General features: G+C 47.4%; 17 protein-coding genes. 2 read left to right on the top strand and 15 right to left on the bottom strand.

Annotated elements, in window-relative coordinates; genetic code table 11:
- Positions 1-33: 33 nt before the first annotated feature.
- The 8 genes from hfq to ACFO4U_RS03310 all read right to left on the bottom strand — a co-directional run bounded on the left by hfq (position 34) and on the right by ACFO4U_RS03310 (position 7,439).
- Positions 34-282: an RNA chaperone Hfq gene (gene hfq, locus ACFO4U_RS03345; protein WP_012726185.1), complete on the bottom strand. Its 249-nt coding sequence runs from the start codon at positions 280-282 to the stop codon at positions 34-36.
- Between the two features lie 27 nt (positions 283-309).
- On the bottom strand, positions 310-1,245 hold the full coding sequence (miaA, locus tag ACFO4U_RS03340; RefSeq protein ID WP_215243998.1) for a tRNA (adenosine(37)-N6)-dimethylallyltransferase MiaA: 936 nt from the start codon (positions 1,243-1,245) through the stop codon (positions 310-312).
- Positions 1,246-1,522: 277 nt separating this feature from the next.
- Positions 1,523-2,002, bottom strand: coding sequence for an SMI1/KNR4 family protein (locus ACFO4U_RS03335; protein WP_215243999.1), 480 nt, complete (start codon positions 2,000-2,002; stop codon positions 1,523-1,525).
- 159 nt (positions 2,003-2,161) lie between these two features.
- Positions 2,162-2,761 (bottom strand): AmiS/UreI family transporter, encoded by a 600-nt coding sequence (locus ACFO4U_RS03330; RefSeq protein WP_251131816.1) that lies wholly within the window; start codon positions 2,759-2,761, stop codon positions 2,162-2,164.
- 104 nt (positions 2,762-2,865) lie between these two features.
- Entirely contained in the window at positions 2,866-3,726 is an 861-nt protein-coding gene (locus tag ACFO4U_RS03325) for a PPK2 family polyphosphate kinase (protein ID WP_215244001.1), read from the bottom strand.
- Between the two features lie 95 nt (positions 3,727-3,821).
- Positions 3,822-5,351: a M4 family metallopeptidase gene (locus tag ACFO4U_RS03320; protein ID WP_159562219.1), complete on the bottom strand. Its 1,530-nt coding sequence runs from the start codon at positions 5,349-5,351 to the stop codon at positions 3,822-3,824.
- Positions 5,352-5,527: 176 nt separating this feature from the next.
- Entirely contained in the window at positions 5,528-6,526 is a 999-nt protein-coding gene (locus tag ACFO4U_RS03315; RefSeq protein WP_251131817.1) for an ABC transporter permease, read from the bottom strand.
- Positions 6,519-7,439 carry an ABC transporter ATP-binding protein gene (locus ACFO4U_RS03310; RefSeq protein ID WP_012726176.1) on the bottom strand — a complete coding sequence of 307 codons (921 nt, stop codon included), beginning with the start codon at positions 7,437-7,439 and terminating at the stop codon, positions 6,519-6,521. The genes ACFO4U_RS03315 and ACFO4U_RS03310 overlap by 8 nt, the downstream gene beginning before the upstream one ends.
- Positions 7,440-7,557: 118 nt before the next feature.
- On the opposite strand from ACFO4U_RS03310, the gene ACFO4U_RS03305 reads away from it, so the two are divergent.
- A complete protein-coding gene (locus ACFO4U_RS03305; RefSeq protein WP_215244002.1) occupies positions 7,558-8,307 on the top strand; it encodes a GDSL-type esterase/lipase family protein in 750 nt (249 codons plus the stop codon).
- A gap of 31 nt (positions 8,308-8,338) precedes the next feature.
- Here ACFO4U_RS03305 and ACFO4U_RS03300 read toward each other — a convergent pair whose 3' ends face one another.
- Positions 8,339-9,010: a hypothetical protein gene (locus tag ACFO4U_RS03300; protein WP_215244003.1), complete on the bottom strand. Its 672-nt coding sequence runs from the start codon at positions 9,008-9,010 to the stop codon at positions 8,339-8,341.
- The gene (locus ACFO4U_RS03295) at positions 8,997-10,127 is read right to left on the bottom strand and encodes a mandelate racemase/muconate lactonizing enzyme family protein (RefSeq protein WP_215244004.1); all 1,131 of its coding nucleotides are present in this window, start codon (positions 10,125-10,127) and stop codon (positions 8,997-8,999) included. The genes ACFO4U_RS03300 and ACFO4U_RS03295 overlap by 14 nt, the downstream gene beginning before the upstream one ends.
- 79 nt (positions 10,128-10,206) lie before the next feature.
- Here ACFO4U_RS03295 and ACFO4U_RS03290 point away from each other — a divergent pair, with 79 nt between their 5' ends.
- A complete protein-coding gene (locus tag ACFO4U_RS03290) occupies positions 10,207-11,406 on the top strand; it encodes a hypothetical protein (protein ID WP_215244005.1) in 1,200 nt (399 codons plus the stop codon).
- A 15-nt stretch (positions 11,407-11,421) separates the two neighbouring features.
- On the opposite strand, the gene nhaC is transcribed toward ACFO4U_RS03290, so the two are convergent.
- From nhaC to ACFO4U_RS03265, 5 genes are all read right to left on the bottom strand, one after another.
- Positions 11,422-12,822 carry a Na+/H+ antiporter NhaC gene (gene nhaC / locus ACFO4U_RS03285; protein ID WP_371730215.1) on the bottom strand — a complete coding sequence of 467 codons (1,401 nt, stop codon included), beginning with the start codon at positions 12,820-12,822 and terminating at the stop codon, positions 11,422-11,424.
- A 162-nt stretch (positions 12,823-12,984) separates the two neighbouring features.
- The gene (locus ACFO4U_RS03280; RefSeq protein ID WP_215244006.1) at positions 12,985-14,073 is read right to left on the bottom strand and encodes an amidohydrolase; all 1,089 of its coding nucleotides are present in this window, start codon (positions 14,071-14,073) and stop codon (positions 12,985-12,987) included.
- 16 nt (positions 14,074-14,089) lie between these two features.
- Positions 14,090-14,434, bottom strand: a complete 345-nt coding sequence (locus tag ACFO4U_RS03275; protein WP_078146805.1) for a DoxX family protein — start codon at positions 14,432-14,434, stop codon at positions 14,090-14,092.
- Between the two features lie 56 nt (positions 14,435-14,490).
- Complete coding sequence (locus ACFO4U_RS03270; RefSeq protein WP_215244007.1) at positions 14,491-15,756, bottom strand: S1C family serine protease; 1,266 nt, start codon at positions 15,754-15,756, stop codon at positions 14,491-14,493.
- A gap of 111 nt (positions 15,757-15,867) precedes the next feature.
- On the bottom strand, positions 15,868-16,686 hold the full coding sequence (locus ACFO4U_RS03265) for a fumarylacetoacetate hydrolase family protein (RefSeq protein WP_214783139.1): 819 nt from the start codon (positions 16,684-16,686) through the stop codon (positions 15,868-15,870).
- Position 16,687: the final 1 nt, after the last annotated feature.

Raw genomic sequence — 16,687 nt, 5'->3', positions numbered from 1 at the left:
GGAGCGGTCCCCGGGCCGCTCCTTTTCTTATGCTCATCCTTCTGTTACTTCAACTGCATCCGGCTCATATAGTGTTACATTACGTGCCGGAGAGAATGTCGAAATCGCATGCTTATAGATCAATTGTTGACGACCTTCCGACTCGACGATGACAGTAAAGTTATCAAATGACTTGATGACACCTCGAATTTGAAACCCGCTTACTAAAAATACGGTCGTTGGTACCATTTCTTTTCGAAGTTGATTCAAAAAATGGTCTTGAATGTTGTAGCTCGCTTTCATGCTGGATTCCCCCTAGTCTTTATCTCTTTAAAATAATCGGAATTTTCGAAAAAACCCCTCTACATCATCATAAATATTTTTATATGATAGTTCAAATGATTTTCGACCCATATCCACCCAAATTCCATCAAATTGATGACGGAACCAAGTTAATTGCCGTTTCGCGAACTGTCTTGTGTGCTGTTTAAGCAAGTCGGTCGCTTTCTCTTTCGACATCTTTCCATCGATAAAGGGAATCATTTCCTTATATCCGATGGCCCGCATCGCCTGCGTATCACGATATCCTTGTGCCAAAAGTCGTTTGACTTCTTCGACAAGTCCTGCTTCCATCATCGTATCGACGCGTTGATTGATTCGGTCGTATAATATCTCACGATCTGCGTGGAGGACGAACAATCGATAATCATAATGTTCAGATGGCGTACTGTCTGTTGTCTGTGTATCACCTTGCATCGCCACCTCGAGCGCCCGTACGACGCGACGCACGTTATTTGGATGAATCGTAGCCGCACGCTCTGGGTCAAGTTGGACCAATCGTTGATGTAGCGCTTCACGCCCTTCGACTTCTGCAAACCGTTCGAGTTCAGCCCGCAGTGCTTCATCGACAGGTTGCTCCACAAATTCATAATCATATAAGATCGAGCGAATGTATAGCCCCGTCCCACCGACGATAATCGGTAACTTGCCACGGGCATAAATATCATCGATGGCGGCACGCGCCAATTGTTGGAACATCGCGACACTCATAGCATCATCAGGGTCACAAATATCAATCAAATGATGCGGGATCCCTTCGGCCTCTTCTTTCGTCACTTTTGCTGAACCGATGTCCATGCCCCGGTACACTTGAACCGAATCACCCGAGACGATCTCGCCGTCGAACGCTTTTGCTAGTTCGATGCCCGTCTTCGTTTTGCCAACAGCGGTCGGCCCGACGATGACGACGACAGGTGTTTTTTTCATACATCTCACTCCTCAATTAAAAACCCGTCTCTTCACGAGACGGGCCATCAAATTCTTCTTTTTATTCTATCATCAAATACGACGGCAAACAGCATCCAACCACATAAAAGTAATCCGAGTAATAACACGAGACCATCACTCATCTGCTTTCGCCTCCTTTAGCTTCCTCATTCCCACTTTTCACATTTTAGACACAAAATAACTGTAAAAAAGCACACTCAATAAAGAGTGCGCATTTCAAAGTCATCATTCAAATCAAATATTTAGTCATCATCTTTTAACCTCTGAACCAATCCCAAAAATGAGCACCTTGGGCGACAATCAAATAGTCGAACCAGCGTCTATAATCCATCGGAAGTTTTTCGGTGTCATTTGTGTACGTCAAAAATTCTCCAATCCAAATGTAGTTCTCATTTTCGCTTAAGACCTCGCAAACAATCCATTCCCCATCTCTCCCGACACCGACGGGGATGAATTGTTCAGGGCACTCCCATATTTCACGATATTCGATGATTTCATCCACACTAAAGAGTCGAATCCCTCCACCATATGTCGGATGGACAAATAGTTCAACACCATTATGGCTCTTTAAAAAATGGATAACGTCATTTGGCATCATTTGCTTCAATCGCTTGATTTCGACTTCCGTCGCGGGCTCACTGAATGAAAAGTGTAACGTGTCCACATGTCCCTCTTCATTTTGAATTTCGATTCGATTATTTACAAGCCTACTTTTCAACGCTTCAAGTGCAATCATCAACTCAACCCCACTTTTTGAGAATTAACGACATTCGTACCGTATCATTCATTTCCATTTTTCTAAGTATTGCATATATCGACCTTTCAGCGTTCAATAAAAAAGGACATCGGACACGACTTGATCGCGTCCGATGTCCTCGATTCGTTTTTTAATTCTTCATGAAGCAATTTCTATCGTCTGTTTCGTACGTTTGACAGAGACGATGAAATACAGGATTGTCGTACCGCTCGCCGCCCACCAAACCATGTCATACCATCCGTTCATCAGTCCAGCCATCCCAACCATCGCCGGGACAATCAGCGTCAACCATGATAATACGAGGGCGACACGTGCTGTGATGGTCTCGTTCGGTTTCCCGAGTCCCATTCCAAAAAAGAACAGCGCCCAAAGGAATGACCAGAAGAACCACGTCAATGCCCCCATCGGATCACTTTCTGCAATCGCCATTGCTCCATAAAAAGCGGCTGCAATCGAAACGAATAGCGAGAACCAGCCAACGCCACGTCCGTCTAAATTCAAAATAAACGTCACCCCTACATATAGATAAGTGAACGCAAATAGATAGATGCTCGCAAAACCGAATTGCTCTTCTGGACTCGCCCCAATCAATAACCATGTGGAGATAAACGTTTGTAAGAGTCCCGTAAACAAACTAAAAAATCCTGCGCTCTTGCTATCCACTTTCCCGAGAAGAACGAGACTATTTAAAAACAGTGCGACGCCACCGAATAGTAAACTTACATTACCCACACTCATTACCCCTTTGTACAGATGTCTGACCTTTAATCTACTGTATCACTTTAGCTTGAATTCGCTTTCAGTGCAAGGGGATTTTTAAGTGTTCACGAGAACGCCACGCCTTACTCGTTCTCAAGGGTTTGGATGGCCTCGTCGATTCGCTCTTGTTCCTCATCCGTGAAAGTCGGATACTGTGGATCAATCCGTTCAAGCACATCAATCATGACTGACGAAATGACAAAACGACTGTACCACTCATCATCTGCCGGCAACACATACCACGGTGAAACTTCTGTTGATGTGTGCGACAACATCTCGGCAAAGATTTCTTGATATTCTTCCCAATGCTGTCGCTCTTCGACGTCACTGAAGGAGAATTCCCAATTCTTTTTCGGGTCCTTTAACCGTTCAAGCAAGCGATCTCGTTGTTTATCCTTAGATACATTGAAAAAGAACTTGATGACTTCGAATCCGTTTTCATGTAAATAGCGTTCATAATCGTTGATTTGACGATAGCGCATCTGCCAGACCTCTTCCTGGTCCATTTCTTCCGGAAGTACTTCATCCCCCAACAAATCATGGACACGAGGCGCAATGACCTCTTCATAATGGGATCGGTTTAAAATTCCGACCTGTCCTCTTTCAGGTAACAAATCATGCATTCGCCACAGATAGTCGTGCTTTTTCTCCGTATCGGAAGGTTTTTGAAACGCATTCGTCTTCAGTCCTTGGGCGTTCAAATTTGAAAAGATATAGCTGATCGCTTCGTCTTTCCCACCCGCATCAAGCGCCTGCAAGACGACGATAATCCCTTTCTTGCTCTCGGCATACAATCGCCAATGTAGTTCTTTCAATCGCTCGACACTGTTCGGAATGAGTTCAGTCGTCAACGTCTCATCCTCTGGTTTGTCTGAAACAGTCGTCGGATAATCATCTAATTGAATCTTGCTGTTCGGTGACACAATAAAATCCTTCGTGTTCATACTCGTTCTCCTTTTCGCTCGACGTTCAACCTTGATTTACCCAAAAACTGCATAAGAAAATCCCTTCCGAAAATTTCGGAAGAGATGTTGAGAACTTAGTAGATTCCGACAGCGTCAAATGATTTCGCAGCTGATACGGCTTGCGGACTTGTCGCACCGTAAAGGTCTTTCGCAGATTGCACGACCGCTTGACGAAGGCTTGAGAAGTTAGATGTTGGTGTCAAGTAAACATTGAGGGCACGGTAGTAGATATCCCCCATCGCCATGACTCCTACACCTTGTACCGATACGCCGTAGTGTGATCCACCATTACCTAAGAGGTATGCCGCTTTGTTGACGATACCTGAGTTGATGTGAACCCCACCATTATCTTGTGTGCCTGTGTAACGTTTCGAGTAGTGATCTGGGTCACCGTATGCAGCCGGGTTCGCCATCGAACGAAGTCCGTCGCCCGCTACACCTGGTGTGTAGATGTCTTCCCCTACCAACCAGTCGAAGTTAGTGCCGACGCTATATTCCGCCACTGTACCTAGGATATCCGATACTGCTTCGTTGATCGCCCCAGACTCGTTTTGATAGATCAGTCCTGCCGTGTACTCCGTGACCGCGTGAGTCAATTCGTGAGCGACTACGTCAAGTGCACCTGAAAGATACGTGAACGTTTGACCGTCTCCGTCTCCGTATACCATCTTACTTCCATCCCAGAACGCATTGTTGTAGCTGCGGCTATAGTGAACCGTAGAGTTTAATGCAGCTCCGGCGTTGTCATAGCTGTTCCGTCCGTAAGTGTTTTTGTAGAAATCATATGTCTTTGTCGCGTTGACGTGTGCAGAAACAGCGGCACGGTCGTAAGTCGTGTTCAAGACGTTATCCACGTCAGCCCATAGCGAACCTGGGAGTGTCGTACGGTTTTTCGCATCGTACGTATAGATTCCCTTTCCACGCGTAGAGTCTTGAAGATAATAGTAAGAACCGCTCTTCGTTGTCTTGAACGTTTGGCTGTAGCCGAGTACATCGATTCCCGTTCCTGTATAGGTCGTACCTGTCACACCGTTCGTCGGTCTCGCGTGAGCTAACTGGTCGAATTTATTGAGTACCTCACCCGTCCCCGCATCGATGAAGTATGTCCAACGTGATGGCTCTTCCGCTTCAAGGATCGTTCCGGTCACTTGATATGCATAGACCGACTTGTCACCTTTTGGATAGACAATCAATTCTGCTTCCGGTTCGAGCTCGTAGGCCCCTTTATGACCGACAAGCTTTTTGTAACTCGCGATGGCTTTCTTTTCAGTTAACTTGATCGACTTATGTAGGTTCTTGACCGATTTCGCATCATCCACGACTGTCTTCAATTGACCCGCTTCATCTACGACACCGACTACCACACCACCGAATACTGGCACGCCATCAACTGTCTGTTGGAGCTTAACCACTTTCCCGACTTTGTCTGATTTCGACTCGATCGTCTTGAACTCACCTTTTGATTTGACGTATTCTTTTACAATCGTTGTCGGTGCACTTTCTGATGGTTTCGTCAGAGTGCCTGACTTCAATTCTGCCGCACCGACCAATTGTGGTACGAGCAATACGCCTGCGATTAATGATGTAGAAACAACTTTTTTCATGTGTTTACCTCCTTTGTGATGATTCTTACTTTACACACTTTCCCACAAAGGCTGTATCCATCTTTTTAATTATTTTGATAATTCATAATATTGAGTATTTAGAACCATTCATTCTATTTACGACCTAATTTTATCCAAAAAAAAATTCGTGCTCCTTAGGAAAGGAGCACGAATAATTAATACACATCTTTTTGGGTAAAGTGGTAAAACGCATACGCCAAGGCGGCAATCGACCAAATGAGAATGACGAGTAACGAAAACGGTAACGTCATCCCATCAATCGGGGGAGCCTGTCCTTCCAAATAGGTATGAAGACCGAAGTTGACGTTCACCAGGTATTTCGAGCTATCCCAGTTTGAACCAAGCGATGTCAATAATGGCCCCGAGATGAGGACAGCCATCATGATTCCGATTCCGGTCGCCGTATTTTTAACCAAAACGGAAATCATGAGAGAAATTGTCCCGACCGCAGCCACGACGAGCCATGATAGACCCATCGACATAAGCAAGTACTCCCACATCGGCAACGTATGCACAAAGTCGGTCGAGAATGTTCCGGTCGGCGAAGCTTGGAAACCGGTCAAAATCGGAGCATTCCATCCGTCCCAGCCGAGAACGATGCCGGATATGGCGTAACTGACGACGGCGGTCACAAATATTAAGATCGATGTATAGAGGAGCGTCGTCAGCCATTTGGCGAGCAAGATCTTATATCGCCGGACCGGTCGCGATAACAACGTCTTGATCGTTCCATCGTTATGTTCTCCGCTCACGATATCTGCCATCAATACGATAATGAACAGCGGTAGGACAAGCGTAGTTCCTTGGGAGAAGAAGACGCGCATAAACGTCGGAGCTCCCGGATAATTCGGATTGATATCATTATCAAGATAATACTGATTCTGTTGGACTTGGAACTCAAGAATCTGCCGAAACTCGTCTTGAACGTTCGCGGAGGCGAGTCGGTTTTGTGTATCGATGATCTCTTGCTGGAGATCGACACGCCAATCAATCGTTCCTTGTTCTTCGCGTTGTTTCTCGATTTGACGATAGTTCGCATACGTGAACATCGAAACAAGCACGATCAGGATGATGGAGACGACCATCAATCTGCGCTTCCGATGAATCTTGAGCACTTCATTACGAATAAGACCGAGCATCGATGGATTAGGCAATGTGATCACCACCTGTCAACGTGATGAAGAGGTCCTCTAACGTTTGGACACGGCGCTCGAGTCCAAACACCTCGACATCTCTTTCCATCAAATAGCGATTCAACTTCGCCGTCTCTTCCACGTTCATGGAAATACGAATCGTCCGTTCGTCCACCACGTCCGCTTGGTCGATTCCTTCGTACCCTTGAACGATCGGCAATACTTCGAAGCTATTCGTCACATGTAAGTCGACCGTTGACGCGAGTTCTTCAATCAAAGCATGGACCGTCCCCACCTTGACAATCTTGCCTCGCGACATGATGGCGACTCGGTCCGCTAGTAGTTCAATCTCGGCCAGGATATGACTCGATACGAGAACACTCAGTCCCGTTTCTTCTACGAGTCGACGAATGAAAAGTCGTAAATCTCGAATCCCCATCGGATCGAGCCCGTTCGTCGGCTCATCCAAGATCAGCACCCGTGGATTGTTTAATAGCGCCTGGGCAATCCCGAGTCGCTGTCGCATCCCGAGAGAGTACGTCTTCACTTTATCATCGATTCGAGCGGTCAAATCGACGAGGTCAATGACTTCTTGGATTCGCTTATCATCGACTCCAGGTAACATGCGTGCGAACGCTTCTAAGTTCTCGCGTCCGGATAAAAACTTATACAGCTCTGGATTCTCGACGATTGCGCCGATTTGATTCATCGCTTGGACAAATTGTTTGTCGACACGATACCCACAAATCGATACATTTCCTTTCGTCGGTTTGATCAAGCCAACAATCATTCGAATCGTCGTCGTCTTCCCGGCGCCGTTCGGTCCTAAAAATCCGAAGACCTCACCCGGGTAGACGTCTAACGAAATGTTATCGATAATCGTCTTTTTTCCAATCACTTTTGTTAGTTGATGTAGCTTTAACGTCGGTTCCATTGTCTCACCTCTTTCTTTATTCTATCGGACAAAAGTGAATCTGTCCTATTCGAACATTCACATAGGGCACATCCACACATTTTTGATATGATGTTCATATAGAAAGCGAGGTCAGCCCATGAAACAGTCGAAATGGTATGCATTTTTAAGTGGCGCCGTTCTTTTAACGGGAATCGCCTTATATGGTCTATGGATTGGCTATCAGGATATCGTCAATCCGCCGGAGCGAACACTTTCCGTCTCCGAAGACGAACGCCCTGAACCACAAGGAGACGTCTACGTCGCATTAGGCGATTCGTTGACACGCGGTGTCGGGTCAACATCAGGCGCAGGATATGTACAGCCTGTCAGCACTGCTCTTGAAGAAGAAGGCGTACGTACGCAAAACCTTGCCGTGTCTGGGGCACGAACAGAAGATTTGCTCACACAACTCGAGCAACCTGAAGTGCGTCGAACGATTGAGAACGCACGATATATCACGTTGACCATCGGTGGAAACGATTTGTTCAACCGTGGGGAAAACGTCGATAACTTCGAATCCGTCGATATTCAACAAGTGGTCACGGATGCGAAGACGAATTTAGAAACGATTTTCACTGAAATTCGCTCACTCAACGATTCAGCAACCATCGTGTATATCGGTCTATACAATCCGTTTCAAAATGATGAGAATGGACAAGCATTCAATCAGCTCATCCTTGATTGGAACGCATCCGCGAAGCAATTGGCGAATACGCAGAATATCGATGTGATCGACCCGTTCGCCTACATCTCTGACTTATCAAGAGATTTAGCGACCGATCAGTTCCACCCGAGTGACCGTACGTATGAGAAATTCGCGAATGATGTACTCTTCGTTCTCGATTAAACAAAATCCTCGTCAGCTTGACGAGGATTTTTTACTTCTCATATCGAACAATCCACTGTTCCCCTTGTTTCATCATGCCCGTCCCGACCCAACCAGCTTGAAGCAACTCAACTTGTCGCCCACGATTTTCCATCGGTACATCTTGCGCAACTGATGTGGGATGCCACGAACGATGCATCTCTTTGTAAAAAATATAGCGGAGTTTCCCGCCGTACTTTTCTTTCAACGCCCCGATTCGGAGTCCGAGAGAAAACTTGTCTTTCATGCTTGGAATATTGAACGGTGCGACGGTAGCACAGACGACATCGAATCGATCATCCGATTCCACTTGTGCCATCAACAGTTTGCCTAAATGTGTCTGTAGTCCATATCCACGGAAGTCTGGGTGGACATTCGTCACTTCCTGATAAAGGACACGTTCAAGCGAATCCTCCGGCCATCCGATATCTCGTCCTAGATGCTCCGCATCAATCGGTGGGATGAGCATCGCTCGGAACGCGATAATCCGACCATCTGCTTTTGCCCCAATCAACGTCTGATCCGTCAACAGTTTCGTGAACTCTTCAACCGATAACGATTGATAGTGCTCCGGTTCAGCCAACGCCTGAATGACCGTATCTTGAACGGCTAACAGTTCCGGTAAATCCGACAAGCCTAGGACGCATACATGAAGTGAAAGGTCTTTGATCTCACCTTGCCACATGCGACTCATCTCCAACCACGTAAGATTCCGTCGTCAATTCACGTAACACGTCCTCATCGACGTCAATACCGAGTCCCGGACGATAGTTCAGCGAGATGATTGGTAAATCATATGATAAGTTGCCTACATCTTTCCCGAACCGGAGCGGACCCGTCAACTCGACCGTCTTCACGATTTTACTCGAGAAAGCGACATGGAATCCTGCACTCGATGCAATGGAGGATTCGACCATAGAACCAATCTGGCATTCGATTCCGGACATCTCCGCCATATGGACCAACTTCTTCGCTGGATAGATGCCACCGCACTTCATCAGCTTGATGTTCGCTTTATGGGCTGCCTGCATCATCGTCAAGCGTCTCATATCGTGAATATCTTTCAACCCTTCATCCATCATGAGCGGGACTGAAATTTTTTGTTTCACTTCGAGCATGCCTTCAAAATCATCCGCCTTGACCGGTTGTTCGACCCAGTCGATTCCATACGGTTCGAGTAGACGCATGGCTTGAACCGTATTGGCCGCGTTGATCCATCCCTGGTTAACGTCGACTCGAATCGGCACGTCATTTCCTACCGCTTCCCGTACCGCCTTGACACGCGCCACGTCCGTTTGCACATCGACTCCGACCTTCATCTTCACTGCTCTATAGCCTCGTTTCATTTGTTCGAGTGCCTCTTGTGCCATATGGCTCGGCTCTCCGATACTCAAGACGTGAGTGACAGGGAATGATTCATGGTACCGACCGCCAATCCATTCGTAGATTGGTTGATTCAGCTTTTTCCCGATCACATCATGACACGCGATATCAAGTGCTGCTTTGGCAGCCGGAACACCACGAATCGCACGGTCCATCTCGTCATGAATATGCTCTAGGTGCATCGGATTTTTTCCGATTAAGAGCGGAGCCAATAGATGACGGAGTACACTGACCGTGCTCTCAGCGGACTCACCCGTCACATGCTCATCTGCCACGGCTTCTCCATAACCGACAAGTCCACATGCGGTTGTCATTTTGACGATGACAGAAGGCATATCATCATAACGGTGATAACTGACGATGAATGGTACCTTTAATGGAAAGCGAACCGAGAAAATTTCTATTTTTTGAATATTCATGTTCATCACTCCTTTACTTCAACTGTCCTTTCCTCTATATTGTCGTTATATAGTCGCTAAATTGCAAGGGGGATTTTACATGTCCATCCATATCGCCGTTGTCGGCTCACCATCGTTTATACAACAGGTACAGAACGGTTCTTCCTTACCCGATGTTCGAATCGAGGGATTTCCTTATGATGACCCGCGAGAAGCGAAAGACATCGCTAAGCATCTCCTATTTTTCGACGGAGTGTTCTTTTCCGGTTCATTCCCTTATACGTACGCGACGGAGGAAGCGACCCTTCCATTTGCCCATCACGTCGTTCAAGATGATGTCGTGTTATTGACGTCACTCTTATATGTGACATTGACACAACAGCTCCGACTCGAACATCTCTCTATCGATCTCGTTGATGCGTCACGACTTGATTCGATTTTAGCATCGTTTCCAAGCCACATGTCGCCACCGCAAGTGAAAGAACTCAGTCCGTATATGAATTTCGAAGAGTTGATTTCGTTTCATGAGCAACTTCAACGAACTGGGACGACTCGATTCGCCTTGACAAGTGTCGAACGAGTCCATCGACACTTAGTGGAAAATGGTTTTGCTAGTCAGCTCATGATAGAGCCAGAAGAGAGAATTCTCCACCACTTCCATGATTTTATTCAACAGATTCGTTTGAACAAATCGGACCAGTCACAACTCGCTGTGCTCTTCTACTCGGATGCAAGTGAAGATACGCTCAACCATACGACAAAACATCATTATTTCGGTGGTAAATTGATGGAGTCCACTCAAGACGGCATCATCCTATTATCGAGTAAAGGAAAGATTGAATCCGCCATGTCAAACGGTTTCATCTTGCCAGAGGAAACTCCTGGTCATGTAGGTATCGGGTATGGGTCCGATTATCAACGTGCCATTGAGCATGCCGAACTTGCACTTCATACGACAAGTAATTCCACTATACGAATCGTCGACGATTCAAAACGAATGACGTTCACCGATCAACCGGCACCGATTCATTTCCGTGTCACGCAAACGCGTGTCTATGACATGATGAAGCAGACGGGTATGAGTCCGATTAATATCGAAAAGCTCATTCACTTTTCAACGGACAATCTCGAGTTTACAGCGAAAGAGTTGACCGACCATTTAAACGTGACACGTCGTACGACAGAGCGACTCATCAAAAAATTGGTTGATGCAAAACTTGTTCATCGGATTGGCGAAGAGATGAGCTACAGCCAAGGTCGTCCGCGTACCGTCTATAAATTTCAATTCCCGGTCGATTGACGACCGGGAATCGTTTTATTGAGCCGCTTGTTCCGCGACAGGTTCTTCCTGTTGGATGACTGCCATGCGCTCAATCGTATATCCCGTAAAGGCATATACAATCGAGATGACTGGTACGATGAAGTTCAAGACGGCGTACGGTGCATATTCGAAAGCTCCGACCCCAAGTGTGCCGAGAATGAATACCCCACACGTATTCCACGGGATGAACACCGATGTCAATGTTCCACCGTCCTCGAGGGCACGAGATAAGTTTTTTGACTGTAATCCCATTTTTTCATACGCTCCAGCAAACATTCTCGACGGGACGACGATTGAGATGTACTGCTCCGAACACGTCGCATTCGTTGCAATCCCAGCTAAAATCGTTGAAGCAATCAACGAACCTGCCGTTTTCGCCAATTTCAAAATTTGGTTCATAATAGATTGTAGCATTCCCGAATATTCTAAAATCCCCCCGAACGTCATCGCGACGATGGTCATCGAGACCGTGTACATCATCGCATCAAGACCACCTCTACTGAAGAGGTTATCGACCAGTTCATTTCCCGTCTCGATGACATAACCACTCTGAAGAGCGCCTACGCTGTCAGCGAGCGTTCCACCTTGAATGAACACTTGAGCCAAGAAGCCCAGTGCAATCCCGACGACGAGCGCCGGAATCGCTGGCACCTTCTTTGCAACGAGCAAAATGACGGCGAGTGGGACGATGAGTAACCATGGTGAGATGACAAAACTATCTTCAAGAATGTTAAGCGTCTGTGTGATCTCTGAAGAGTCCGTCGTCGAATCTGCGAACCGTCTACCTAGCCAAGCGTATACCCCTAGCGCGATGATAAGTCCTGGAATCGTCGTATATAACATGTGCCGGATATGTACGAATAAATTAGTATGAGTCAAGCCGGCCGCCAAGTTTGTCGTGTCTGACAATGGTGACATCTTGTCCCCAAAATATGCACCAGAGATGACAGCCCCCGCTACCATCGGCGCTGGTATCCCCATACTCAGCCCGATGCCCATCCCCGCTACTCCAATCGTCCCCATCGTCGACCATGAGCTCCCGATCGAAAGGGCGACGACCGCACAGATGAGACAAATCGTTAACAAAAAGTATGCCGGTGAAATGATCTTCAGCCCGAAATAGATCATCGTGGCAACAATCCCTCCACCGATCCATGCCCCAATCGTCAACCCGACCAAAATGATGATGACGACTGCCGGTAAGGCGAGACGAATCCCCTTATACATCATCTCTTCAATCTCTTTCCACTTGAACCCGTGTCGCCAGGCGACGATTGAAGCGACTGCCGTTCCGACGATGAGCGGGATGTGTGGTCCTTGACCGAGCTTGACGATTGAGATGAGCATGACGACAATCATCACACCAAGTGGTAATAGCGCCCACCCTAGCTTCATGTTTTGCTTGTTCCCCGTTGTTTCCATCTAACTTCCTCCCCTATAGCGAAAATTCAGAATTGTCGTTATATTGTCGCTAATAACGTTATGATAGCGCTTACAAGGGATGGATGCAATAAAAAAATGAGTGGACAGACATCTGTCTATCCCACTCATTCTGAATTATGTTGCTGCAATTCGGAGCGCATCCGCAAGTAGGCGTGCCCCATCTTCTAACGCGTCATGGTCAAACGTCATATGCGGATGATGAAGGCCTGGACCTAAATCAGCGCCGATTCCAATCATCGTCGCATCAAGTGACGGTTTCTCGACGGTATAGAAATGAAAATCATCGCTACCTGACGTGACAATTCTCTCGACGAGAGCCGACTGACCGAAGCGTTGCTCAATCGCCTGCTTCGCAATCTGACTTGACTGTTCCCCAACGACCGCTCCCGGTGTGAAGTCTTGCCACTCCCATTCCAGTTTCACACGATGAAGCTGCCCGACATGAAGTAGCATGTCTTCGACACGATTGCGCAGTTCGAGCAATTCTTCATTTTGTTGGGCACGGACGTCAATCGAGAACGTCGCATTTCCTGGAATGATGTTCATGTTGTCACTCCCGGCGTGTACCTTCGTCAACTTGACAGAGTGCGGCTCAAACGGTGACAAGTAAATGCTTTTAAGCATGTGTTGAATCGTGAAGATGACATCGAGTGCGTTTTGTCCTTGATGTGGTCTCGCACCATGCGCATCATCCCCAATGACCTCTCCCTTTAAGAAGAAGGCAGCACCATGTTGAATCGCCGCCGCATATTGTCCCCTTTTCAACTCTTCTTGTGGACGTAAATGGATTCCGAATAGTTGCGTCACGTCCTCTAACGCCCCTCGTTCGATCATGGCGAGCGAACCATTCCCTTGCTCTTCGGCAGGTTGGAAGATGAAACGGATTCGCTTTTGTAACGTTTCGTCTTTCAACTGTTCGAGCGCACCGAGTACCATGCTGATGTTCGCGTCGTGCCCACATGAATGGTTCGCTCGAAACGTACCGTCCACTTGTTGCCATAACGCGTCGATATCGGCGCGGACCGCAATCACTTCTTCTCCCGATCCAATCTCCGCGATTACTCCGGTCACGTCCTCAAACGTTCGATGGGGAATCGACCAGTCTGATAAGATGGATGCGATTGTTCGAGTCGTCTCGACTTCTTTCCAACTGATTTCTGGATGAGCATGGAAATGCTCAAACCACTTGAGTACGCTTGTCATATGTATCTCCACACCTTTATATTTTTTTGACACCTTTGATCAAAACCCATTGAAGCGGGAGTCGTCCCCATGTAATCCATTTCGGAATGACCTTCCCACCGATTCTAGATGGCTTGACGGCCATGTTGATATTTGCCGGGAAGACGGCGATAAAGAATGCCGGTAGCGTCCGTTTCACGAACGATGTTCCCTTGTTGAGTAAGAGCATCGCCCCGAACACGACTTCAACGACTCCGCTTAGTTGCACCATCAGTCGGCGGAACGGCCAAGATTTCGGAATAATCGACATGAACGCCTTCTCTCTTACAAAATGTAAAATTCCTGCCCCGAATAGTAACACCCCATATAAATTTCGTACCATAACTCATCCTCCTTTTGTATAAGCATAGCAAAAAAGGCGGGCATATTGCCCACCTTTTACAATGCAGAACCGTTCGCATTTTGAATCTCGACTTGAACCGTCTCCGTTTTTCCGTCCCGGATATATTCGATGTCGACCGTTCCGTCCGTATCGCGAATCAATTCACTACGGAGGTCGATGAACGAGCTGACGTCTTTGTCATTGATTTTCACGATGACGTCACGTGCCTTAAGACCCGCTTTCGCAGCTGAACTATTTTGTTGCACTTCCACGATGATTGTTCCCGCCGTCACCGATTCAGGCAAGTTGATTTGTTCCGTCAAGTAACCTTGAGGGAACTCTGATACGTCACGAAGTGAGACGCCGAGTGACGGATGATTCACTTCTCCCGTCTGTTCGATTTGATTGATGAGCGGAAGGGCGATGTCGACTGGGATTGAGAATCCGACTCCCTCGACTTCTGCTGTCGCAATTTTCATCGAGTTGATCCCGACGAGTTGTCCTTCTTCGTTGATTAACGCACCACCTGAGTTACCTGGGTTGATGGCCGCATCCGTTTGAATGACCTCGGCATTGAAGTCGGCCTGTCCGTTCTCATCCGTATCGACGGGTACGAGGCGTGACGTCGATGAGACGACACCGCGTGTCACGGAGTTCTCGAATTGTCCAAGCGGATTCCCGATGGCGATGACCGTTTGACCCGGTTTCAACTCGCTCGATTTGCCGATTGAGATGACGGCCGGTACCTTATCAGCGTCCACTTTCAAGACGGCCAAGTCATACGTCGCGTCACTTCCCATGAGTGTCGCTTCCGCAGTCGTTCCGTCATTAAAGGTTACCGTCAGCTTGTCCGCTCCGTTGACAACGTGATGGTTCGTCGCGATAAATGCCGAGTCACCTTCTTTTTTATAGATGACACCTGATCCGACTCCAGCCTCGACCGCCTCACTCGAGAATCCGCTTTGGGCGAAGTTGTTTACAGTCACGACGGCCGGTTGAGCGGTCGCGACGGCATTTGTGACCGAAGAATCGGATACGTTCGATGACGTTTGGACCGGAGTCCCTTGCGAGGTCACGTTCGTGTCACTCACACTCGTCGCGGGTTGGTCGATGAACGGATATGCGATTGCGCCCGTCAACAACGCTCCGATGACTCCACCGACAAGTCCCGGGAACATACGGCTGACGAATGACGGTTTTGATTGTGTTCGTACTTTTGTCTCTTCTCGGTTGGATGAACCGAGTTCTGTATCTAACCAATCTTTTTGTTGCTCTGATTCATGTAATTGATCGTGTTCATTTGATTGATCGTGACGATCCATAATGATTCATCTCCTCTGTGTTATCTTCTACCCTTACTATAACGAAGAGGAACACTCATTTATAAAATGATAAATGAATTACAAGATTCTTCACATTTTACGTCATTTCATTCAGACAATCACATTTCTTAACGTACCGAGACCTTCAATCGTCACTTCGACCGTGTCTCCCGTTTGTAGATACGTCGGTGGCGTCATCCCGTGCCCAACTCCGGCTGGTGTACCCGTCGCGATGACGTCGCCCGCTTCGAGCGTCATGCCTTTCGACAGTGTACGAATGAGTTCATCAATCGGACGAATCATATCGGCTGTCGTCCCATCTTGACGCGTCTCCCCATTGACACTTGTTTTGATTTGGAGAGGGAACTGGAGCTCGTCCGGTGTGACGACGAACGGTCCCATCGGACAAAACGTATCGAACGACTTGCCACGGAAGAATTGGACATGTTCTTTTTGCACGTCTCGAGCCGTCACATCGTTTAGAATGGTGTAACCGAAAATGTGCTCCTCGACCGCTTCGATGTCTCGTCCAGACTTGCCGATGATGACGGCGAGCTCACCTTCATAGTCAAGTTTGTCCGTCAATTCAGGATGACGCTCAATGACCGCTTCCGGACCGACGACCGAGGTCGGTGCTTTCGTGAAGATGACGAGTTTCCCTGCTCCTGCTGTATCCATCTCTTTCACGTGTTCTTCGTAGTTCTTGCCGATACAAATCACGTTTTTCAATGGACGGTACGGGGCGAGTAATTTCACATCCGTCATTCGGTATGAGGGCGCCACGTCCAAATCGATATCTGGTTCGAACTCACGCGCGATCACTTCTAATAAATTTGTCGTATGTACTTGATTGCTGACATCAAAAACGAAATCGCCTTTGACAATCCCCACTCGTTGCTCTTCCTGCATCTCAAAACTACACCATTTCATT

The organism is Exiguobacterium profundum, assembly GCF_042652865.1.
Lineage (GTDB): Bacteria > Bacillota > Bacilli > Exiguobacteriales > Exiguobacteriaceae > Exiguobacterium > Exiguobacterium profundum.
This window is presented reverse-complemented; position numbering and strand designations above follow the sequence as displayed.